A 20,332-nucleotide genomic window follows, 5' to 3' on the forward strand; every position below is an offset into this window, starting at 1 on the left:
AAAAGCATTCACAAAAAATGTCATAACATATGTATCGTTCTAGGGAAGATAAAGAATGAAATTAAAAACACTAACTACCTCGATTATTCTTGCAACAGTACCAATGACCGGGGCATTTGCCGCTGCTCTAGATCGTTCAGGTCAGTCAATCTCTGCATTCTTGCAACCTGGTAACTATTTTGAAGCAGGTATTTCTGTATTAGATCCAGATGTATCTGGGAAGGCTATTTCAACTGCTGGTGGCGGCAATCTTTCTGACATGGGAGATGATTACTACTTCCCCTCAGCTGCTCTTAAATTACAAGTAACAGACCACTTCTCATTTGGTTTGATCTATGACCAACCATTTGGTGCTGATGCTGCATACTCAACAAGTGACCCACTTGTTGGTCTCAATACAGGTTTGTTCCACTTAAACGGTGAAGCAACTGAAGTAGAAGTTGACACTCAAAGTTTGTCTATGATTTTTGGTTTCCAGCCAAATGAAAATTTCAACATTTATGCTGGTCCTGTTTATCAAACAATTAAAGGTAATGTTCAATTACGTGGTGCGGCATATGGTTCAGCTAACGGCCTTGGCTTATATAATGCTGATTTAGATGAAGATGGTGCAGTTGGCTGGTTAGCTGGCTTTGCTTATCAAATTCCTGAAATTGCTTTAAAAACATCTATCACTTATCGCTCTGAAATTGACCACAAAGCATCTGCTCGCGAATATGGTCAAAGTAACGTATTAGCATTTGTTGGCAGTAGCCCTGTTTACGATGTAGCAACAGATGCAAATATTACAACTCCCCAATCTGTTAACCTTGATTTCCAAACAGGGATCATGGCAAATACAGTTGCCTTTGCAAATGTACGTTGGGTGAATTGGAAAGACTTTTCTCTTGACCTAAAACAATTCGGAACTGTTGCAGATACTCTAGGTGCGCTAGGCCAGACTCCAGACAACCCAAATGGCTTTGATATTGTTGGTTATACTGATGACCAATGGTCAGCAAACGTAGGTGTAGGCCGTAAATTTAATGATCTATGGGCAGGTAATGTCTCAGTAGGTTGGGATTCTGGTGCAGGTAATCCTATATCAACTCTTGGCCCAACTGAAGGTTACTGGAATGTTGGCTTAGGACTTCAATATAGTCCAACACCTGCAACCTTTATCGCTGGTGGTGTTAAATACTTCTGGTTAGGCGATGCAAAAGCGCAAGCCGCATCTAACTTTGGATCAGATACTTATGTTGCAGAATTTAATGACAATGATGCTTTAGCTTATGGCTTAAAAATCGGTTACAAGTTCTAATTACTAATACTGAAAAAACCATCTGCAAAGATGGTTTTTTCATTTTCAACAATGACACCTACGCTCTTTTTTATACACTTGTGATTCATTTGAGCAATAAACAAACACTTAAACATTTTGCATAATATTCAATCAGCCACTCAGCATCTAAAAATAAATCCATATAAATCATAAAATTAATATTTTTTTTAGTGTTTTTACTCTACACAAGTACAATTTTTAACTTTTCAGTTCATTTTACAACCGTAGTTGAGCATTTACTCTTTTTGTATTTATGTTACTTTTCGTGCCAATCACTTACATAAAGCTACAACAAGGAATGTTCCCTATGAAGCTTACAGCTCTTCGCTCGGCTATTTTGCTCAGCTTAATCCCAACAACTTCAGTATTTGCTGCAGGTCTTGATCGCTCAGGTCAATCTATTCTGCCATTTCTACAATCTGGAAATTATGTAGAAGCATCGATTAGTGTGCTCGACCCAAGTGTAAGTGGCAAAAGCAACAACGGCGCAACTGTTACTGACATGGCGGATGACTATTATTTCCCATCTGCTGCACTTAAAGTTCAAGCAACCGACCATTTTTCTTTCGGTTTACTTTATGACCAACCTTATGGTGCTGACTCACAATATTCATCAGATCTAGGCGCTTTTGGTGATAGTACTGAAGGAACAAGTGTAAAAGTACGCACCAATAATCTTTCATTAATTGTAGGTTACCAACCAACCGAAAACTGGAACATCTACGCAGGTCCTGTTTACCAAACAGTTAAAGGTAATGTATCTTTACGCGGTACAGCCTACTCATTACTTTCTGGCTACAACATTGACCTAAAAGAAGACGATGCATTTGGTTGGTTAGCTGGTGCAGCTTACCAAATCCCTGAAATTGCACTAAAAGCAGCGATCACGTATCGCTCTGAAATTAAACATGAATTAGATACTACAGAAACTTCAAATGTTTATATTCCACCAAACTATTTACCAACATTACCAAGCGGAATCGATTTACGCTCTATTAGTAGCCAAACTGAGGTAGTAACACCTCAATCGGTTAATCTTGATTTTCAAACAGGTATTGCAAAAGATACTTTAGCTTTTGCTAATGTACGTTGGGTACATTGGGATCAGTTTGCAGTAAGCCCAGCAGCTTTAGCAAGTGCCAGTAAACTCGCTAAAGGTAAGGCTCAGAACTTAATTGACTACTCAGATGATCAAATTTCTGCAACCGTTGGTGTAGGTCATAAATTTACTAGCAAATGGTCTGGTTCTGCATCTGTAGGTTGGGATTCTGGCGCAGGTAACCCTGTAACCACTTTAGGCCCTGTTGAAGGCTTCTGGAGCGTAGGTTTAGGTGGTCAATACAGCCCAGCTGAAAACTATTTCGTACAAGCAGGTGTAAAATACTTCTGGTTGGGTGATGCAAAAGCTCAAACTGGCGGTACAGTTGTTGGCGACTTCAGCGATAATGATGCTATCGCTTATGGTTTAAAATTTGGTTATAAATTCTAAACCGTAGCACTATATCCAACAAAAAAGGCGCATCTATTGAGATGCGCCTTTTTGTTTTCGTAGATATAGCTGTTTGTTTTAAGCCGGAATATCACGAACTGAGGCATTACGAATTGCCTCTTTTAAAGCTTCATAACCATGAATTGCAGGGAATTGTGGGAATTCTTTAATCACATTTTCTGGTGCATCAAACAAAAAACCTTTATCCGCCTCCCCCAGCATAGTGGTGTCATTATAAGAGTCACCTGCAGCAATAACACGGTAATTTAGTCCATGCAATGCTTTAACTGCTTCACGTTTTTGGTCAGGTTGGCGCAGCTTATAGGTTGTAATCATACCCTTTTCATCAGTCTCTAACTTATGACAAAAAATCGTTGGCCAGCCCAGCTGTTTCATTAATGGGTGCGCAAACTCATAGAAAGTGTCTGACAAAATAATCAGCTGAAAATGTGTACGTAACCATTCAACAAATTCTTTTGCGCCTGGAAATGGTCCCATTTCAGCAATCACTTCTTGAATATCGTTTAAACCTAGACCATGTTCTTTTAATATATTCAAACGCTGCGTCATGAGCACATCATAATCAGGAATATCACGTGTGGTCGCTTCAAGCGCTTTAATGCCTGTTTTTTTAGCAAAGTTAATCCAAATCTCTGGAACTAACACCCCTTCTAGATCAAGGCAAACAACTTCCATGAATACTCCCTTTTATTTACGTGGAAAAATTTTGAACTATCATAGCTTAATATTTGTCTAATGCATTGCTGTTTTTTAAATCTATTTTTTTCATAAGCATTTATTTTTTAGTGATAAGTGGCTTATTTCAACTCTATTAAAATACGCAGCAAATAACGTAATATAGGTCTTGTTAGATTCCAAGCCTATTGCCAGGATACTCATGACAACCATTCCAACTATTGATCTTGTTGATGCTCTCGCAGCTGAATATGCAGACAAATCGCCAAGTGAAATTTTAGCACTTGCACTAAATCAAGCTGGCGAAATTGCCATCTCGTTTTCAGGTGCAGAAGATGTCGTACTTATTGATATGGCTGCTAACTTAGGTAAACCCTTTCGTGTCTTTAGCTTAGACACAGGACGTTTACATGCAGAAACCTATCAATTTATCGAGACTGTACGTAAACACTACAATATCAATATCGAAATTTGTTTCCCAGAAGCAGATGCCGTTCAACAATTGGTCAATGAAAAAGGTTTATTCAGCTTTTATCAAGATGATCATAAAGAGTGTTGTGGTATCCGTAAAGTTCAGCCTTTACGTAAAAAATTAGCGACTTTAGATGGTTGGATTACGGGTCAACGTAAAGACCAAAGCCCAGGCACACGAACTGAGATTCCAGTTATTCAAGCAGATGCAGGCTTTTCAGGCGAAGGCAAACAATTGATTAAATACAATCCTCTTGCCAACTGGTCCAGTGCCGATGTGTGGAGCTACATTCGCATGATGGAAGTGCCTTATAATCCATTGCATGAGCGCGGTTTTATTTCTATTGGCTGTGAACCATGTACGCGTCCAGTGTTACCAAACCAACATGAACGTGAAGGACGTTGGTGGTGGGAGGAAGCAACACACAAAGAATGTGGCCTACATGCAGGTAATTTGAAAAAGTAAAGATCAAAACCACTGCAAAGCAGTGGTTTTTTCGCAACCAATGGATACACACAAAGCGCTCCCATTGTTAAAAAAAATCGATATACTAGCTTTAATTTCTATAATTCTAACAAGATTGCTCATATAGGAGCGGTCAGATATTGCAGTGAGGCAATCCAGACTATGCGTCCATTACATCCGATTGACTTTATTTTTTTATCACTTGAAAAACGCCAGCAACCCATGCATGTCGGTGGATTATTCTTATTCCAAATTCCTGAAAATGCACCTGCCAGCTTCATTCAAAATTTAGTTGCAGATATTCGTAACTCCAAATCCATTCCTATTCCTCCATTTAGCAACAAACTCAACGGTTTATTTTGGGATGAAGATGAAGAGTTTGATCTTGATCACCATTTTCGTCATATCGCACTCCCACAACCGGGGCGTATTCTTGAACTGCTCACCTATATTTCACAAGAACACAGTAGTTTAATTGACCGTGCTAAACCGTTATGGACGTGTCATATCATTGAAGGGATTGAAGGGAATCGTTTTGCGATGTACTTCAAAATTCACCATGCGATGGTGGATGGTATCGCGGGTATGCGTTTGGTGGAAAAATCATTATCACAAGATCCAAACGCAAAGAGTATTGTGCCACCATGGTGTGTTGAAGGCCCTCGTGCGAAGCGTTTAAAAGAACCGAATGTTAGTCGCTTTAAGAAAATAATGAATGGCGTAATGGGCCAGCTTGAGTCAACACCACGTGTCATGTATGAGTTGTCACAAACAGTCATGAAAGATATGGGACGTAATCCTGATTATGTTTCAAGCTTCCAAGCACCCAGCTCTATTCTTAACCAGCGGGTTAGCTCCTCCCGCCGTTTTGCAGCACAGTCTTTTGAGTTTGACCGTTTACGTCATATTTCTAAAAGTTTGGGTGTCACGATTAATGACATCGTACTGGCGATTTGTTCAGGTGCCTTGCGTGAATATCTTTTGTCCCAAGACGCACTTCCTAAAAAGCCTTTAATTGCCATGGTACCTGCCTCTGTTCGCGATGATGATTCGTCTATGTCGAATCGTATCACCATGATTTTAGCCAATTTAGGCACTGACAAAGAAGATCCGCTAGAGCGTTTAGACGTGATTAAGCGCAGTATGCAAAATGCAAAAAATCGTTTTAAACGAATGAATTCCCAACAGATTTTGAACTATAGTGCCTTTGTTTATGGTCCAGCAGGACTGAATATCGCGTCAGGTTTAATGCCTAAACGCCAAGCCTTCAATATTGTCATTTCTAATGTGCCAGGTCCACGTGAACCTTTATATTGGAATGGCGCTAAACTTGATGCACTTTATCCAGCGTCTATTGTTTTGGATGGACAGGCATTGAATATTACCATGACCAGTTATTTAGATAAATTAGAAGTGGGTTTAACAGGTTGTCGGAATGCATTACCTAAAATGCAAAATTTACTGACCCATTTAGAGGAAGAAATTCAACGTTTTGAAAAAATTGTGGAACAACAATCCCCAAAGCTTGAAGCGGTAAGTTAGCCGCAAATTCTTAAAAAATAAACAAGCAATAAACCAAGGGGCATTTTCTGCCCCTTAGTTTTTAATTGTACGACATTGATTTAATAATTGATGACAGACTGAACGAATCATCGCAGCCGTAATCTGAACTTCTTTACCTTGCTCATCTACAATATAACCACTGTGTGCAGGTTTATTGTCTAAAACTTTCAAACTTTGATTAATAATTACTTGACTCATATTCATGTCATACCTCTTTTTGCTAAGCCAAAAAGGGAGAATTTGGCTTTGGCTAATACGTACGACTAGTATTCAAAATTAAAGATCGAAAGTAAAATTTCAGATGTAACAAGTGTTTAACGACATTCTGTTACAATTTTAGCTAAGAATAATATCGTATTGCTCTTGCGTATATAAATTTTCCACTTGGAACTTAATTACCCGTCCAACAAAATGCTCTAAATCCGCGACTGCAGGCGCTTCTGCTGTTAATAATCGGTCAATCACTGCAGGGTGAGCTACGACAGTAAAGCCACTTTTAGATTCAAAAGCCCGCGCATATCTTAAGATTTCTCGAAAGATTTCGTAACATACTGTCTCAGCAGTTTTCACATATCCACGCCCCTGACAAGTCGAACATGATTCACAGACTAAATGTTCTAAAGACTCACGAGTTCGTTTGCGTGTCATTTCAACCAAGCCTAACTCTGACACTTGGGTAATCTTAGTTTTGGCGTGGTCACGTTCTAACATGCGATCAAATTGTTTCATTACATCTTCACGATGCTGAGCTTCTTGCATATCAATGAAATCAATAATAATGATGCCGCCCAAATTACGCAGACGAAGCTGTCGTGCAATGACTTGAGTCGCTTCCATATTGGTTTTAAATACAGTGTCTTCGAGTGTTCGTCCCCCAACATAAGAACCCGTGTTAACGTCAATTGTGGTCATTGCTTCCGTCTGATCAATCATCAGATATCCACCAGACTTTAACGCGACACGGGTTTGAAGTGCTTTCTGAATATCATCTTCTACATTGTACAAATCAAAAATAGGACGTTCACCCGGATAGTGAATGACCTTATTCTGCATACTGGGTACAAACTCCATGACAAATTCTTGTAATTTGGCATGAATTTCACGTGAATCAACCGAAATTTTTGTGGTATCTGCATTGGCTAAATCTCGAATGACCCGTTGTGGTAACGGTAATTCTTCGAAAATCAATGAAGGTACAGCAATCACTTTTTGCTTACGCTGAATAAACTCCCACAACTTAGCCAGATATGCCATGTCCTGCGCAATGTCTGCTTCTGGAATACCTTCTGCAGCGGTGCGTACAATCACGCTTCCCGGTAATTTATGTTCAGTTTGAATATGTTCAATGATAGAACGTAAGCGGTCACGCTCTTCTTCAGCTTCTATACGCTGAGATACGCCAGTATGATGACCATAAGGCATCAGAACCAAATAACGTGAGGGAATAGATAAATCTGTACTTAAACGTGCCCCTTTGGTGCCAAGCATATCTTTCATCACTTGAACCGTGAGAATTTGACCGGGCTGTAACAATTCAAACACATTTGGTGTAGGTTGATTTCGTGGCCACACCATGTCGTTAATATGCAAAAACGCAGTGCGCGATAAACCAATATCGACAAATGCCGCTTGCATACCAGGAAGCACACGCACAACTTTGCCTTTGTAAATATTACCTACTAAACCACGTTTTACTGTGCGTTCTAAAAATAGTTCATTGACCGTACCATTTTGGATTAAGGCCACCCGACATTCCATAGGGGTGACGTTAATCAACAATTCGTCAGACATAATAAAACTCAAAACATTATAAAAATTCTTTTTAGCCGTTAATTTAGAACCTTAAGGGCTTTTAATAACTGTATTGTTTCATATAAAGGTAGGCCCACCACGTTGCTATAACTTCCGTCTATACGCGGAATATAACGTGCTGCAATACCCTGAATGGCATAAGCGCCCGCTTTTCCCACAGGTTCGCCTGTTGCCCAATATTCTTCCATATCATTGAGAGTTAAAGATTGAAACTCAACTTGGGTCTGCACCACTATACTTGATTTTTGTTTACTTGTACCGACACATACGCCTGAAAATACATCATGTTTTCGTCCTGATATAGCTTGCCACATTTCAAAAGCATGTTGTTTCGATTCGGGTTTTCCTAAAATTTCACCTTCCACACCCACACTAGTATCTGCTGCAATGACGACTGCATCTGGAAATTGAGCTGAAATCGCATCTGCTTTGATACAAGCCAACCGTTGAACATATCCAGCAATGCCCTCACCGATTAAAACCGACTCATCAACCTCGGGACTAAAAACGTCAAATTGGAGTCCAAGTTGTTCCAGCAGTTCTCGACGACGCGGAGAACTTGACGCTAAAATTAAATGCGCCATTTTTTCAGTAAAAAGTAAATTACAGGAAAAGTGAAAATACTGCTTAATAGAGGTTGCCAGTGTCTTGCAATTGAAAACTGCATTCCCCCCATAATTTGAGCTATCCACGTCATGAATAAATGCGCCAATACAGCCATAAAACTGATGACCCACAAATTACCAAAAGTTAAAATACGGCGTTCACGGGTCAGAAATCTGGCAACAAAAGCAATGGTGACAAAACTTAAAGCATTCATTCCCAAGGGGGCATCAATTAGTAGATCAACAAATATCCCAGTACCAAATGCAAACCAAATGCCGCACCAAGTCGGCTGACACATGACCCAGAACAGCATCACCAATAACATAAATAATGGACGTGCGCCTGAAATGGCATAAGACAATGGATAAACCATCAATACAGAACACACAATCACGGACAGGATAATTGCAATTAAAGGATCACGATTTTTTTGCGAACGTAATTTAGCGATTAGCATACGGTTGCTCCATCGCTAACGAATCAGAAAATAGAACCACAACATGATGTCCGCCTGCCAATTGCGCTGCTGGAGTTACTTCAATTTTGGCAAATTCACCGGAATTATGTCGATTGACTTTCGATATTGTTCCCACCAAATACCCTGCAGGAAAGTGTGCCCCGAGCCCAGAGCTATAGACTTTATCACCCACTTTAATATTGGCACTGGTCGGTACATATTCCATTTTTAAATGACCTAAATCGCCAGTACCCGATACAATCGCACGCATACCTGTACGCTCTAAACGTACCGAAAGGGAATGTTCTTTATCAGAGAGCAACATGATTCGACTACTATGCGGATAGACATTAATAATCTGCCCCATAATGCCTTTGTCATCCAATACGGTTTGACCCACTTTGAGTTGGCTACTGGCACCACGGTTAATCACAATAATATGTCGAAGTGGATCTGCATCCGTTCCAATCACTTCTGCAATTTCCATACGACCATCAATAATCAATGGCGTATCGAGCAAACCTCTTAAGCGGGTATTTTCAGCAGAAAGTTCAGAGAGTTTTTGTAGGCGGACTTGTGCCTGTAATAGCTCGGCTTGCATTGCGGTATTTTCACGTCGCAACTGGACCTCAGACTTGGTTTGTTGATTCAGCCATTCTCGCGATAACACTGGATAACTTGCTAGGGCATATATGGGATTATATGCCGCATACAAGACATCACGCGCGGGTTTAATTACATGTGGCATACGCCAATTAAAAAATAGCACTACCCAACATGTAATGACCGCAATGATAAATGAGCGAAAAGATGGCGGTTGTCTAGAAAACAGATTTGTTTGCACCCGCCTAATCCTTTACTTAACCGACAAAGAGCATGTCATGATTTGGGTTATCAAAGAATTCCAAAACTTTACCACCACCACGTGTTACACAAGTCAAAGGATCTTCTGCAACAACCACAGGTAACCCTGTTTCCTGAGCCAGTAATTTATCAAGATTACGCAGTAATGCACCACCACCCGTCAACACAATGCCACGTTCTGCAATGTCAGATGACAATTCAGGTGGCGTTTGTTCAAGTGCCGATTTCACTGCAGATACAATATTTTGTAATGGATCCGAAATCGCTTGAGTAATTTCTACAGAAGTCACCGTAATCGCACGCGGGACACCTTCCGCTAAATTACGACCATGTACTTCAATTTCTAGTGGTTTACTATCTAAATCAGGTAAAGCCATCCCGACTTCTTTTTTAATTTTTTCAGCTGTGGTCTCACCAATCACACAACCATGCGCTTTACGGACATAATTAATGATTTGTTCATCAAAAACATCACCGCCAATACGCAGTGAATCTGCATAGACACAGCCTTGTAGCGAGATGATCGCGATTTCAGTGGTACCGCCACCGACGTCTACTACCATTGAACCACAGGCTTGTTCAACTGGCATACCAGCACCGATTGCAGCAGCCATTGGTTCTTCAATTAAACGGACATCACGTGCACCTGCATTAAATACAGCTTCACGAATGGCACGACGTTCAACCAATGTCGATTTACATGGCACACACACCACAACACGCGGCGCAGGTGGAAACAAACGTTTTTCATGTACCTTGCTAATAAATTGGTTCAGCATGGTTTCGGTCACTTCAAAATCTGCAATTACCCCATCCTTCATCGGACGAATGGCAGTAATATTTGCAGGCGTACGACCCAACATTTGTTTAGCATCAAGTCCAACCGCGGCAACGATTTTTTGTGAACCACTGTGACGAATGGCCACAACCGTCGGTTCATTTAATATAATGCCTCGGCCTGGTGCATAAATAAGTGTATTTGCTGTACCTAAATCAATGGCTAGATCGGGCGAAAACAAGCCAATTAGTCTTTTTAGAATCACGGAGACGTTCTCGATTAAACTTTATGTGGGCGCAAGGTGGCAACTTTAACTAAATGTGATGCTTTGAACAAGTCAATCGCTTATTATAACGCACGATATTTTGATTTTTTTTTAATACTGATCAGGTGATGTTATGTCTACACCGGATGCACAGCATTCTGCAGATTTAAATGCACAAACAGTTTCAGCAATCGCCCATCTTGCTCGTTTATCGCTTGATGACGCGCAATCTGCTGAATATGCTCAAAGTTTAAATAAAATTTTAGGCATGATGGAAACCTTAAAAGGCATTGATACCCAAGGTGTTGAGCCGCTTAAAAGTCCATTTGACCATGCACAACCCTTGCGTGAAGACGTGGTTTCTGAAACAAATCATCGTGAACAATATCAAGCTGTTGCGCCTGCAGTGCAAGATGGCTTGTATTTAGTACCACGTGTGATTGAATAATTTACATTCAGTTGAACTATTTTATTAAATTAAACGTAAAGAAATATTTCTTATGACAGATTTACATCGCTTATCGGTTCGCGAAATCGCTGAGGGTTTAGCTCAAGGTAAATTCTCCTCTCGTGAACTCACTGAACATTATTTAAAACGCATTGCAAAAATTGATGCACATGTCCAAAGTTATGTCACCGTGACTGCTGAACAGGCTTTTGTTCAAGCAGATGCTGCGGATGCGCTACGTAAAGCGGGTAATGCGACATTCCTGACAGGCATTCCCATTGCACATAAAGATATTTTCTGTACCCAAGGCATTAAAACCACCGCAGGCTCTAAAATCCTAGATAACTTTATCTCACCTTACGATGCAACCGTTGTAACAAAAGGCAAAGATGCAGGTTTGGTCACTTTAGGTAAAGTGAACATGGACGAATTTGCGATGGGTTCGACCTCAGAAAGTTCTTACTTTGGCGCAACCAAAAATCCATGGGCACTTGATCATGTTCCGGGTGGCTCGTCGGGTGGTTCTGCGGCGGCTGTTGCAGCTGATCTGGCACCGTTTGCCACTGGTACAGATACAGGTGGTTCAATTCGTCAGCCTGCATCATTCTGTGGTCTTACAGGGCTGAAACCGACGTATGGTCGTGTATCACGTTTCGGTATGATCGCGTATGCATCATCCTTGGATCAGGGCGGCCCGATGGCTCGTTCGGCTGAAGACTGTGCTTATCTCATGAACGTGATGGCAGGTCATGACGCAAAAGATTCAACGTCTATGGAAAAAGACGTTGATGATTATGTTGCAACCCTAAACGGCACATCTGTCAAAGGTTTACGCATTGGTATTCCAAAACAATATTTCAATGTTCAAGGTTTAGATGCTGAAGTTAAAGCACGTGTTGAAGAATCACTGAAAAAATTAGAAAAAATGGGCGCAGTCTTGGTTGAGATTGATCTCAACATGACAGATGCCTATGTTCCGACCTACTATTTGATTGCACCTGCTGAAGCATCTTCAAACTTACAACGCTTTGATGGTGTTCGTTACGGTTACCGCTGTGAAAATCCTGTGGACTTAATGGACTTGTACAAACGTTCACGTTCAGAAGGTTTTGGTAAAGAAGTTCAGCGTCGTATCCTGATTGGTACTTATGCGCTATCTGCAGGATACTATGATGCTTACTACGTGAAAGCACAAAAAGTACGTCGTCTGATTCAACAAGATTTCTTAAAAGCGTTTGAATCGGTAGATGTCATTGCGGCCCCTTCGGCACCAACCACAGCCTATAAAATTGGGGCAAATCTCAGCCCGACTGAAATGTATTTAGGTGATATCTACACCCTTGCTGTGAACTTAGCAGGTCTGCCTGCAATTAACGCGCCTGTTGGTTTTGACAAAGAGAATCTGCCTGTAGGCTTACAGTTGATTGGTAACTATTGGTCGGAATCCCAATTATTGTCTGTGGTGCATCAGTATCAACAAGCAACCGATTGGCATAGCAAACGCGCTGCAATTGCTGAGGAGAATGCATAAATGTCGAACACTCAAAAAACAGCTCAAAAATCGCTTTTGATTGATGGTTGGGAAGTGGTGATTGGGATTGAGATTCACACTCAGCTTGCAACCAATTCTAAAATCTTCTCTGGTTCTTCAACGACATTTGGCCAAGATCCCAATACACAAGCCAGCCTTGTGGATTTGGCGATGCCGGGCGTATTACCTGTATTAAATAAAGCAGTGGTTGATCTTGCGATTCGCTTTGGTTTGGGCATTGATGCGTATATCGACCAAGCATCGGTATTTGCACGTAAAAACTATTTCTATCCAGATTCACCTAAGGGTTACCAGATCAGCCAGATGGACAACCCGATTGTCGGCTTAGGTCACATCGACATTCAACTTGAAGATGGCACAGTGAAACGGATTGGCGTAACTCGTGCACATTTAGAGGAAGATGCGGGTAAATCAATTCATGACCAGTTTGAAGGCATGTCGGGCATTGACTTAAACCGTGCGGGTACACCTTTACTTGAAATCGTGTCTGAACCAGACATGCGTTCAGTTGAAGAAGCGGTAGCCTATATTAAATCGATTCACACTTTGGTGCGTTGGTTGGGTATTTCTGACGGCAACATGGCAGAAGGTTCGTTCCGCTGTGACTGTAACGTATCACTTCGCCGTCCGGACAATGAATTCGGTACTCGTTGTGAGCTTAAAAACCTCAACTCATTCCGTTTCATCGAACAAGCGATCAATGTTGAAATTGAACGACAAATGGAGATTTTGGAAGATGGCGGTAAGATCGACCAAGAAACGCGTTTGTTTGATCCGGTGAAGATGGAAACGCGTTCAATGCGTTCGAAAGAAGAAGCGAATGACTATCGCTACTTCCCAGACCCTGACTTATTGCCTGTGATTATCTCTGACGATCAAATTGAAGTGGCGCGTACTCAGTTACCTGAGTTACCTAAAGCACGTCGTGCACGTTTCATCGCGGACTTTGGCGTGACTGAATATGATGCACACGTACTTACGCTTTCTCGTGAACTGGCGGATTTCTATGAAGTTGTCGTGACTTCTGCTGGCGGTGCGGCTCAAGGTAAAGTGGCTGCAAACTGGGTGATGGGCGAGTTCTCTGGTGCTTTAAACAAAGCAAGCTTAGAACTAGCAGACTCTCCTGTTTCGGCTGAAAAGCTAGGCGGCATGGTTGCACGTATCGTGGATAACACCATTAGCGGTAAAATTGCGAAGCAAGTATTCGGCTTTATGTGGGAAGAAGGCAAAACTGCGGATGAGATTATTGCGGAAAAAGGCTTGAAGCAAGAAACGGATACTGGCGCGATTGAAGCGATCATTAAAGAAGTGCTTGCTGCAAACGAGAAGATGGTTGAAGAATACAAGTCTGGTAAAGAGAAAGCCTTTAACGGTCTTGTCGGTCAAGTGATGAAAGCGTCACGTGGTAAGGCAAATCCTGCTCAAGTAAATGAATTAATGAAAAAATTGATTGGTTGATCTGATTAATTTTGGAATAAAAAACCCGCTTTAGAGCGGGTTTTCTTTAATTAACTTTTATAAGACTCTTCTAGTATTTTATTTAAATAATTAAAATAATTAGTTAAAGGATCTAAAACCCTATCTTTTTCAAATTCTTCACACATTAACTTTAATTCATTGTTTCGTTTTAATTGATACTTTATCCCAAGATAAGTAGGTTCAATTAAATAAATTCTTTTAAGTATTAAAATATTCTGATCATTTGGCTCACCTTCTTCAGGCTGTATTTTACCCGAACCAAACCAACAACCTTTCAGTAAAAAAGATGCGCTTTCAAGCTCTGTAATTAACTTTATAGTTTCATTATTAAGCTTATTAAGCTTATAAAGGTTATCTAAAATACTTTTTTCAAAATAAAATCCTGAATTAATCAATACACTCATAATATTATGTCTTAATGCTTCAAATGAATCTGACCATTCCTTTTCTCTTTGATCAAATTCTTTGAATTTTCCGTCTTTTATCAAAGATGCATTATCATTTAATCTAAATTTCCACGTAATACTTTCCTGGTCAGACAAAATAGATTTTATGGATTCTATAGCCTTAATTTTTGAACTTTCAAATTGTTGCTCTTTCCAAATATTAAATCCAAATAAAACAGCAATTGGAGCTAAAAATACACCTACTCCTGAAAAAATCGAAATTAAATCATATCTTGACCATTGTGCAGAATTGGATGTATTTAACCCCAATTCTTTAGGATATGAATCTCCTAGATAAAAATAGAAAATTGTTAAAGCCAATGTTAAAAAGATATAAACCAAAATAAAGATTACTATTTTTTGTAAAATTTTCTTAGGATAAAACATATACCACATCAACCATATTAAGTAGATAAAATCAGCAATTAAGCATATAAAATAATATGAATACTTGTTAGAAAAGAATTCCAATTCCAAAGTTTCCTTTATTCATATTTAGCAAGACAACCAATTAATTTTAAAATAATTTTTTTATTTTATCAGATATATCAACTCCATCAAAAGAACTGATATTTTAAAATTTGTTCAGCTTTCAAAGTCCATTTTATATATAACTTCTAATCGCCCTCATCCCCCGCCTTCTCCCAGTGGGAGAAGGAGCTTTCATTGTGAATCACATGGCATCATAAATTTAGTATTGGATGTTCCCTCTCCTTTTAGGAGATGAGCAGTACTGCTGCGCAAGGGAAGATGTTCTTGTTTTAATAAGTAATTTATCAATACAATCAACTCAAATACTTCACATCAAAAACAATATGCCCATCAAAAAAGTATCTTCCATCGCCAAGCTCGAAGACTTAGGACGCATCCAGCTTTCAAAGTCCTTTTTTATGCGTGACTTTCTCTATAGCGAAATAGCCAATTGGTACGGTGTATCTAACTTCCCCGACCATCCTGACATTGCCATCCGAACAGGTAAAAGCTTATGCGAAGAACTGCTTGAACCCATACAAGATAAATTTGGACGTATTGCAATTCGATCAGCCTATCGTTCACCAAGCGTGAATCAACTCTGTAATGAAAAAGGACATAACTGCGCAAGTAACGAGAAAAACTTTGCCAGTCATATTTGGGACTATCCCGATGCAAAGGGCTATGGTGCAACGGCGTGTATCGTGATTCCTTCATTTTTAGAACTGTATGAGAAAGAGCAAACGAATTGGCAACAACTTGCCTATTGGATTCATAACAATTTGAACTATAGCCAGCTGCAATTTTTTCCAAAATTGTGTGCTTTTAATATTGGTTGGCATGAACAGCCTTCACGGGAGATTTATAGCTATATCCAACCGAAAGGCTATTTACTGCGTGGTGATGAAGTGCGTAAAGAATTTGAAACATTTTATCAAGATCTTATTTAATTCTAAAATTCACTACACTAGATGCACTTTAATATTTTAAAACATTCACCACTTTCTAAAAACCAAAGGCAAAGACGGCTGGCCAGATATTGAAAATGGAAGCCCCAGATTTTGTTTTGCTGTTTAGCGCTGGAATGGTCAAAAATATGATGTCAACCGTCATGAATATCAGGGCAAAGCCTGCAAATTAAACTAAAAGTTTAAAATTCGTTGCCCCCTCAAACTTAGAGGGGTTTTTTAAATCACTTACGAATTACACCTAACTTATTAAATAAATCAGGGGTTAAAAACGTCATCATCAATTTATTCAAATCCAAATAACGCACCACGCCTTTTAACTGCTGTTTCACTTCTGGATTCTTTAAAATTTCTTCGCCAGTAATACTGCCTAATTCTTGAAAACTATCTCCCACGGCTTGTAAGCCTTCCGCCTGTATCACGGCTTTGGCTTGTACAGAACACTGTTCGACCAATATACGCTGTAAAGTTTGAGCCAATTTCTGATCCAACTGTGTTCTCTGCTCATCAGTGACATTGCTATAAGCCTTTAGGTCAGGATGGACAGACAGCGCAGCAAAGGTCCACTGCAACACCGCAGTTTTATCTGTTGGAGTGGTCGATTTCACCAAACAATCACTGAGTTGATCTACCGTAGGTCCAGCAAGTGTAAATTGTGTCGCGCCCAATACAACTGCCGCCATAAAAAATGAACGACTTAAATGAGAAAAGCAACGATGGCTGCGAGCATAAACAGGTTGTGACATAAACTAAGTTCCAGAAATCAATTCACTTACTTGTATCATAGAGCGTATATGCCCACCTGTTATGACTCTGTAACCTAACTAAAATCCTTTACTTTAATTGAGTCAACTTCTGCTTTGCACCTACATGATTATGCTGAGTGGCTAAGTTCTGTAAAATTTTTACAGCTTGTCCTTTGGGATTAGAAAAACGACTGCTATAAGCAGGCACACTGGTTAAACAACGCGCCACCAACATCCCTGAATCTTTATACACACTGGCGCTGGTTGCCTTTAATTTTCCATAGTTATAAGCATACTGTGCATTATTACAGGCATTGACCAGATTTTGACCTTTACTCAAATCACGACGTGCTGCTACATAGGCTTTGAGTTGCTGTTGCTGAGGCGTCTCAGATCCTTGAGATGCTGGCTTTACCAAAGTTTCTGGATTGACTTTCTGTTCTTTTTGCACAGCTGTCTCTTGTTTGATTTCAAGATCTTTTTTAGCTTCAAGATTTTTTTTAACAGTCATCTTATTGCTTAACTTTTTATTTTTATGCTCATTTAAATGGGATTTTTTATCCCCTATATTGATATTTACTGCCTTATTTTTATAAAACTTTTGGGCTTCATCAATGCTTAAGATTTTCGTTTGCAACACCACTACACGTGTCTCATTCCCTTTTTCTAATTTATGTTCAGCAATGGGTTCAATCGAAACAATCCAGTTTTTTCCGTCGGCTTGCTCACATTGGTAAGCCCCTATGCCTTGCTTTACCTCACCCGCAGCCAATAAGCGTTTTCTATCTGAACTATTCGGCACCAGAGTCATCGAACTTTTATATAAAAGTTTAAATTTACCTTCTTTGGCAGAACAATACTGATTTAAATATTTTCTTGGATATAGAGATTGTGGTTCAATTTCCTTGTGTTTTGCTCCCCATACATAGACATATTCTTTCGTACTTCCATTGGCATGGTTAATATTTTTTTGAAGAATGAATTCTTGTGGAGTCGCAAATTGTGTAATCGGGTTTTCTGAACTGAAATTTTTCAAACTCGTACAGCCATGTAAAGCGATCCCCACTCCAACCATCCAAATCAGTGTTTTAAAATTCACGTATCGATGCTCAATTCTACTTTCATTCAGAAAATATAGGAAAATGAGCAACATTCAAATATTTAAATTCAACTTTGTTATTGATTTTACTGTATTAAATTTCATTTTTTAAGACTAAAACACCGATAAACTGCCAATTTTTTAAGTATTTTAGTCTTAAATATGAACCAGATAACACTTCAAAAAATGTATCGGAAATATTTTTCGAAAGAATTGCAGATCTTAGAATATCAAAAAATATATCTGCTGTATTTTCAAGCCTTAATGGATCTGATACAAGGTGATATTATCTCACCACTGATTCAATTCGATCTAAATTCCACACACCGCCAGCAGCAATTCCCTTACACATTCCTGACCAACGATCAAGAGATTGTACGAAAACTTGACCATTCCAAATCCATGCACTCATGGCCCAACAGTCTCCAATACCCCGCCCTTTTTGTGCGCTACCGATTTCGCCGTTTCCAAAATCAGATGCAGACTCTGTCACAAACGTGGCTTTGCCTTTTAAAGATCGATCAATGACCCATGCTCCATAACCTTCATTGTAAGCACCTCGCCAACATGTTGTAGTGGCCAACACTTTATGATTACTCAGTGAATATAATTCAATGGCTTGGGGTTGCGCGCCTTTTTCTGTATAAATTCCTTCGCAAAAATCACCACTGTCTTTCATGCTTGGTTTCGCTGCCATTAAAATTTTATGCAAATTTGCATACGGTTTATTTTGAGGCTGAAGTGTTAAATATGGTTTCTCTGCTGTTTTTACTTTTCTGATCATTAATTTAGGTTGTGCAGTCAAAATCTTTGACTCACTGGCTTTACCGCGTTTGACTAAAGCCCCTACAGTTCCGATACGTTTCTGAAAATCGTCCATTTTTAATAACGCAGCAGTCATGCCAGCGTCGGAAATCTGCCATGTGTAATGGGCATTTTTAAACACGATTTTTGCATTTTGTTTGGCTTGTTCTTGTAAGCCATTGCGCTGTTTTATATTCAGAGTGCCAATTAATGGGGCTTCAGAACCATCTATCGACACGATGCCATAGTCTTTGTCATTTATATAAAAATGGATATCTTTAAGTTTATTTTGATCAAAGGCTTGATCATTATTCGACAAAGCAAATTCTACTTGTAGCGCTTGTTGAGCACCAGCTTTACGTGTGAGTAAAATCGATGCAGGATAATCTTGATGATTATCATCTTGATAACCCGCAGCACGACAGGTTCCTGTATTACTACAATAAACTTCCCAATTTAAATGAGAAAAAGAAGTACCTTGAATAGGTTGCGCAAAGGTAGTTGGCAGGGTCAAAAAAAGTGCCCCGAAACTCATCAAGCCATGAATAATGTTCATCTTATTGTGGTCCTATTTTTCTATTTTATCGAAGCATCTATCATTTCAATATTATGGAGTAATTTCAACAGATGCTGGATGCGAACATTGTTTAAATCCTTTCGATAGACCGCATAAATAGGTGCAATACAGGGCGTATCAGCTTGTAAGGTTTTATACACAATTTGTTTATTCCAAAAATCTCGAATCGCCTCAGGCACAATTGAAAGTCCAATCCCCGCTGCAATCAAGTTGAGGCTTGAGGTTAAACGAGGGGCTTCTTGTACAATATTCGGACTAAAACCGGCTTGATAACAACTGGCTAAAATATTATCAAATAAATCCTGCCCAGCTAAGCGGCGGTATAACACAAAATCATAAGGCTCTAAACCCAACAACTGAATGGGAGTATTTACTCCTGCTAAAGGATGATTATTCGGCATCGCCACAATTAAAGGTTCATCCAAAATATGTAAGCTATTCAGTCCTAAACCGATCGGTGCTGGTTTACGCAAAAAGACGATGTCATTTTTTTCGTTAATAATCGAGTCTATTAATGAATTACTGCCATCTTCTTCAAGATGAATCGAAACGGCAGCAAAGGCTTCACGAAACTGACGCAGCAATGCAGGTAAAAATGAATGCAAACCCACTGAATTAGTAAATCCGATATTGATCTGCCCCTCTAGACCTTGAGCAATATTTTGTACTCGTTTCGGAATGGCTTGAGCATGTGCCAATATCGTCAAGGCTTCTTGATATAACGCCTTTCCTGCTTCCGTCACCTCCACACCACGGGGCAAGCGTTTCAGTAATATCGCACCCAGTTCTTGTTCTAACTGTTGAATAATTCGGGTTAAAGGCGGTTGTTGCATATTCATACGAATGGCGGCTCGGGAGATATTACTTTCCTCAACGACAGCAACAAAAGCTTTAAGTTTATGAAAATCCATTTTAGATATACTTTCTAAGTATGATTAGTGCTAAAAATAGCAT

At 39.6% G+C, this 20,332-nt stretch carries 20 protein-coding genes; 8 read left to right on the forward strand and 12 right to left on the reverse strand.

The window, feature by feature from the left end:
• Nucleotides 1–55: 55 nt before the first annotated feature.
• Both H0S58_RS10285 and H0S58_RS10290 read left to right on the forward strand, forming a co-directional pair.
• A complete protein-coding gene (locus H0S58_RS10285) occupies nucleotides 56–1,300 on the forward strand; it encodes an OmpP1/FadL family transporter (protein ID WP_195726467.1) in 1,245 nt (414 codons plus the stop codon).
• A 328-nt stretch (nucleotides 1,301–1,628) separates the two neighbouring features.
• Entirely contained in the window at nucleotides 1,629–2,810 is a 1,182-nt protein-coding gene (locus H0S58_RS10290) for an OmpP1/FadL family transporter (RefSeq protein WP_114392360.1), read from the forward strand.
• 78 nt (nucleotides 2,811–2,888) lie between these two features.
• Here H0S58_RS10290 and thrH read toward each other — a convergent pair whose 3' ends face one another.
• Nucleotides 2,889–3,506, reverse strand: coding sequence for a bifunctional phosphoserine phosphatase/homoserine phosphotransferase ThrH (gene thrH, locus H0S58_RS10295; protein ID WP_062034400.1), 618 nt, complete (start codon nucleotides 3,504–3,506; stop codon nucleotides 2,889–2,891).
• A gap of 202 nt (nucleotides 3,507–3,708) precedes the next feature.
• On the opposite strand from thrH, the gene H0S58_RS10300 reads away from it, so the two are divergent.
• Nucleotides 3,709–4,443 (forward strand): phosphoadenylyl-sulfate reductase, encoded by a 735-nt coding sequence (locus tag H0S58_RS10300; RefSeq protein ID WP_195726468.1) that lies wholly within the window; start codon nucleotides 3,709–3,711, stop codon nucleotides 4,441–4,443.
• Between the two features lie 162 nt (nucleotides 4,444–4,605).
• The gene (locus H0S58_RS10305; RefSeq protein WP_195726469.1) at nucleotides 4,606–5,985 is read left to right on the forward strand and encodes a WS/DGAT/MGAT family O-acyltransferase; all 1,380 of its coding nucleotides are present in this window, start codon (nucleotides 4,606–4,608) and stop codon (nucleotides 5,983–5,985) included.
• A 54-nt stretch (nucleotides 5,986–6,039) separates the two neighbouring features.
• On the opposite strand, the gene H0S58_RS10310 is transcribed toward H0S58_RS10305, so the two are convergent.
• From H0S58_RS10310 to H0S58_RS10335, 6 genes are all read right to left on the reverse strand, one after another.
• Nucleotides 6,040–6,210, reverse strand: coding sequence for a PA1571 family protein (locus tag H0S58_RS10310; RefSeq protein WP_092719409.1), 171 nt, complete (start codon nucleotides 6,208–6,210; stop codon nucleotides 6,040–6,042).
• 132 nt (nucleotides 6,211–6,342) lie between these two features.
• On the reverse strand, nucleotides 6,343–7,797 hold the full coding sequence (gene rng, locus H0S58_RS10315; RefSeq protein ID WP_053579757.1) for a ribonuclease G: 1,455 nt from the start codon (nucleotides 7,795–7,797) through the stop codon (nucleotides 6,343–6,345).
• Nucleotides 7,798–7,835: 38 nt separating this feature from the next.
• A complete protein-coding gene (locus tag H0S58_RS10320) occupies nucleotides 7,836–8,402 on the reverse strand; it encodes a Maf family nucleotide pyrophosphatase (protein WP_195726470.1) in 567 nt (188 codons plus the stop codon).
• Nucleotides 8,390–8,881: a rod shape-determining protein MreD gene (gene mreD, locus H0S58_RS10325; protein ID WP_053579755.1), complete on the reverse strand. Its 492-nt coding sequence runs from the start codon at nucleotides 8,879–8,881 to the stop codon at nucleotides 8,390–8,392. Before mreD ends, H0S58_RS10320 begins: the two co-directional genes overlap by 13 nt.
• Nucleotides 8,868–9,725 carry a rod shape-determining protein MreC gene (gene mreC / locus H0S58_RS10330; protein ID WP_053579754.1) on the reverse strand — a complete coding sequence of 286 codons (858 nt, stop codon included), beginning with the start codon at nucleotides 9,723–9,725 and terminating at the stop codon, nucleotides 8,868–8,870. The genes mreD and mreC overlap by 14 nt, the downstream gene beginning before the upstream one ends.
• A 16-nt stretch (nucleotides 9,726–9,741) precedes the next feature.
• The gene (locus tag H0S58_RS10335; protein ID WP_053579753.1) at nucleotides 9,742–10,788 is read right to left on the reverse strand and encodes a rod shape-determining protein; all 1,047 of its coding nucleotides are present in this window, start codon (nucleotides 10,786–10,788) and stop codon (nucleotides 9,742–9,744) included.
• A gap of 133 nt (nucleotides 10,789–10,921) precedes the next feature.
• Here H0S58_RS10335 and gatC point away from each other — a divergent pair, with 133 nt between their 5' ends.
• From gatC to gatB, 3 genes are read left to right on the forward strand one after another with little or no spacing between them, the layout of a single operon-like run.
• Nucleotides 10,922–11,236: an Asp-tRNA(Asn)/Glu-tRNA(Gln) amidotransferase subunit GatC gene (gene gatC, locus H0S58_RS10340; RefSeq protein WP_195726471.1), complete on the forward strand. Its 315-nt coding sequence runs from the start codon at nucleotides 10,922–10,924 to the stop codon at nucleotides 11,234–11,236.
• A 52-nt stretch (nucleotides 11,237–11,288) separates the two neighbouring features.
• Complete coding sequence (gatA, locus tag H0S58_RS10345; RefSeq protein ID WP_195726472.1) at nucleotides 11,289–12,767, forward strand: Asp-tRNA(Asn)/Glu-tRNA(Gln) amidotransferase subunit GatA; 1,479 nt, start codon at nucleotides 11,289–11,291, stop codon at nucleotides 12,765–12,767.
• The gene (gene gatB, locus H0S58_RS10350) at nucleotides 12,768–14,246 is read left to right on the forward strand and encodes an Asp-tRNA(Asn)/Glu-tRNA(Gln) amidotransferase subunit GatB (RefSeq protein ID WP_195726473.1); all 1,479 of its coding nucleotides are present in this window, start codon (nucleotides 12,768–12,770) and stop codon (nucleotides 14,244–14,246) included.
• Between the two features lie 50 nt (nucleotides 14,247–14,296).
• Here gatB and H0S58_RS10355 read toward each other — a convergent pair whose 3' ends face one another.
• Nucleotides 14,297–15,100 (reverse strand): hypothetical protein, encoded by an 804-nt coding sequence (locus H0S58_RS10355; RefSeq protein WP_195726474.1) that lies wholly within the window; start codon nucleotides 15,098–15,100, stop codon nucleotides 14,297–14,299.
• A 428-nt stretch (nucleotides 15,101–15,528) separates the two neighbouring features.
• On the opposite strand from H0S58_RS10355, the gene H0S58_RS10360 reads away from it, so the two are divergent.
• On the forward strand, nucleotides 15,529–16,134 hold the full coding sequence (locus H0S58_RS10360; RefSeq protein WP_195726475.1) for a hypothetical protein: 606 nt from the start codon (nucleotides 15,529–15,531) through the stop codon (nucleotides 16,132–16,134).
• A 242-nt stretch (nucleotides 16,135–16,376) separates the two neighbouring features.
• Here the strand turns inward: H0S58_RS10360 and H0S58_RS10365 are convergent, their stop codons facing one another.
• The 4 genes from H0S58_RS10365 to H0S58_RS10380 form a co-directional block, all read right to left on the reverse strand.
• Complete coding sequence (locus H0S58_RS10365; RefSeq protein ID WP_195726476.1) at nucleotides 16,377–16,898, reverse strand: hypothetical protein; 522 nt, start codon at nucleotides 16,896–16,898, stop codon at nucleotides 16,377–16,379.
• A gap of 88 nt (nucleotides 16,899–16,986) precedes the next feature.
• Nucleotides 16,987–17,997: a hypothetical protein gene (locus tag H0S58_RS10370; RefSeq protein ID WP_227592238.1), complete on the reverse strand. Its 1,011-nt coding sequence runs from the start codon at nucleotides 17,995–17,997 to the stop codon at nucleotides 16,987–16,989.
• 286 nt (nucleotides 17,998–18,283) lie between these two features.
• The gene (locus H0S58_RS10375; protein ID WP_227592239.1) at nucleotides 18,284–19,357 is read right to left on the reverse strand and encodes a DUF1176 domain-containing protein; all 1,074 of its coding nucleotides are present in this window, start codon (nucleotides 19,355–19,357) and stop codon (nucleotides 18,284–18,286) included.
• A gap of 20 nt (nucleotides 19,358–19,377) precedes the next feature.
• Nucleotides 19,378–20,289, reverse strand: a complete 912-nt coding sequence (locus H0S58_RS10380; RefSeq protein ID WP_195726477.1) for a LysR family transcriptional regulator — start codon at nucleotides 20,287–20,289, stop codon at nucleotides 19,378–19,380.
• Nucleotides 20,290–20,332: the final 43 nt, after the last annotated feature.

Origin of the sequence: Acinetobacter sp. TTH0-4 (genome assembly GCF_015602665.1) — a bacterium.
In the GTDB taxonomy this organism is placed as follows: domain Bacteria; phylum Pseudomonadota; class Gammaproteobacteria; order Pseudomonadales; family Moraxellaceae; genus Acinetobacter; species Acinetobacter albensis.

Bases quoted from the DNA above. Each gene is read 5' to 3' on its own strand.
- H0S58_RS10285 (WP_195726467.1), top strand. From the start codon at position 56: ATGAAATTAAAAACACTAACTACCTCGATTATTCTTGCAACAGTACCA.
- gatB (WP_195726473.1), top strand. From the start codon at position 12,768: ATGTCGAACACTCAAAAAACAGCTCAAAAATCGCTTTTGATTGATGGT.
- H0S58_RS10320 (WP_195726470.1), bottom strand. From the start codon at position 8,402: ATGGCGCATTTAATTTTAGCGTCAAGTTCTCCGCGTCGTCGAGAACTG.
- H0S58_RS10310 (WP_092719409.1), bottom strand. From the start codon at position 6,210: ATGAATATGAGTCAAGTAATTATTAATCAAAGTTTGAAAGTTTTAGAC.
- H0S58_RS10300 (WP_195726468.1), top strand. From the start codon at position 3,709: ATGACAACCATTCCAACTATTGATCTTGTTGATGCTCTCGCAGCTGAA.
- H0S58_RS10375 (WP_227592239.1), bottom strand. From the start codon at position 19,357: ATGAACATTATTCATGGCTTGATGAGTTTCGGGGCACTTTTTTTGACC.
- H0S58_RS10305 (WP_195726469.1), top strand. From the start codon at position 4,606: ATGCGTCCATTACATCCGATTGACTTTATTTTTTTATCACTTGAAAAA.
- H0S58_RS10365 (WP_195726476.1), bottom strand. From the start codon at position 16,898: ATGTCACAACCTGTTTATGCTCGCAGCCATCGTTGCTTTTCTCATTTA.
- gatA (WP_195726472.1), top strand. From the start codon at position 11,289: ATGACAGATTTACATCGCTTATCGGTTCGCGAAATCGCTGAGGGTTTA.
- thrH (WP_062034400.1), bottom strand. From the start codon at position 3,506: ATGGAAGTTGTTTGCCTTGATCTAGAAGGGGTGTTAGTTCCAGAGATT.
- gatC (WP_195726471.1), top strand. From the start codon at position 10,922: ATGTCTACACCGGATGCACAGCATTCTGCAGATTTAAATGCACAAACA.
- H0S58_RS10290 (WP_114392360.1), top strand. From the start codon at position 1,629: ATGAAGCTTACAGCTCTTCGCTCGGCTATTTTGCTCAGCTTAATCCCA.
- mreD (WP_053579755.1), bottom strand. From the start codon at position 8,881: ATGCTAATCGCTAAATTACGTTCGCAAAAAAATCGTGATCCTTTAATT.
- H0S58_RS10360 (WP_195726475.1), top strand. From the start codon at position 15,529: ATGCCCATCAAAAAAGTATCTTCCATCGCCAAGCTCGAAGACTTAGGA.
- H0S58_RS10355 (WP_195726474.1), bottom strand. From the start codon at position 15,100: ATGTTTTATCCTAAGAAAATTTTACAAAAAATAGTAATCTTTATTTTG.
- rng (WP_053579757.1), bottom strand. From the start codon at position 7,797: ATGTCTGACGAATTGTTGATTAACGTCACCCCTATGGAATGTCGGGTG.
- H0S58_RS10380 (WP_195726477.1), bottom strand. From the start codon at position 20,289: ATGGATTTTCATAAACTTAAAGCTTTTGTTGCTGTCGTTGAGGAAAGT.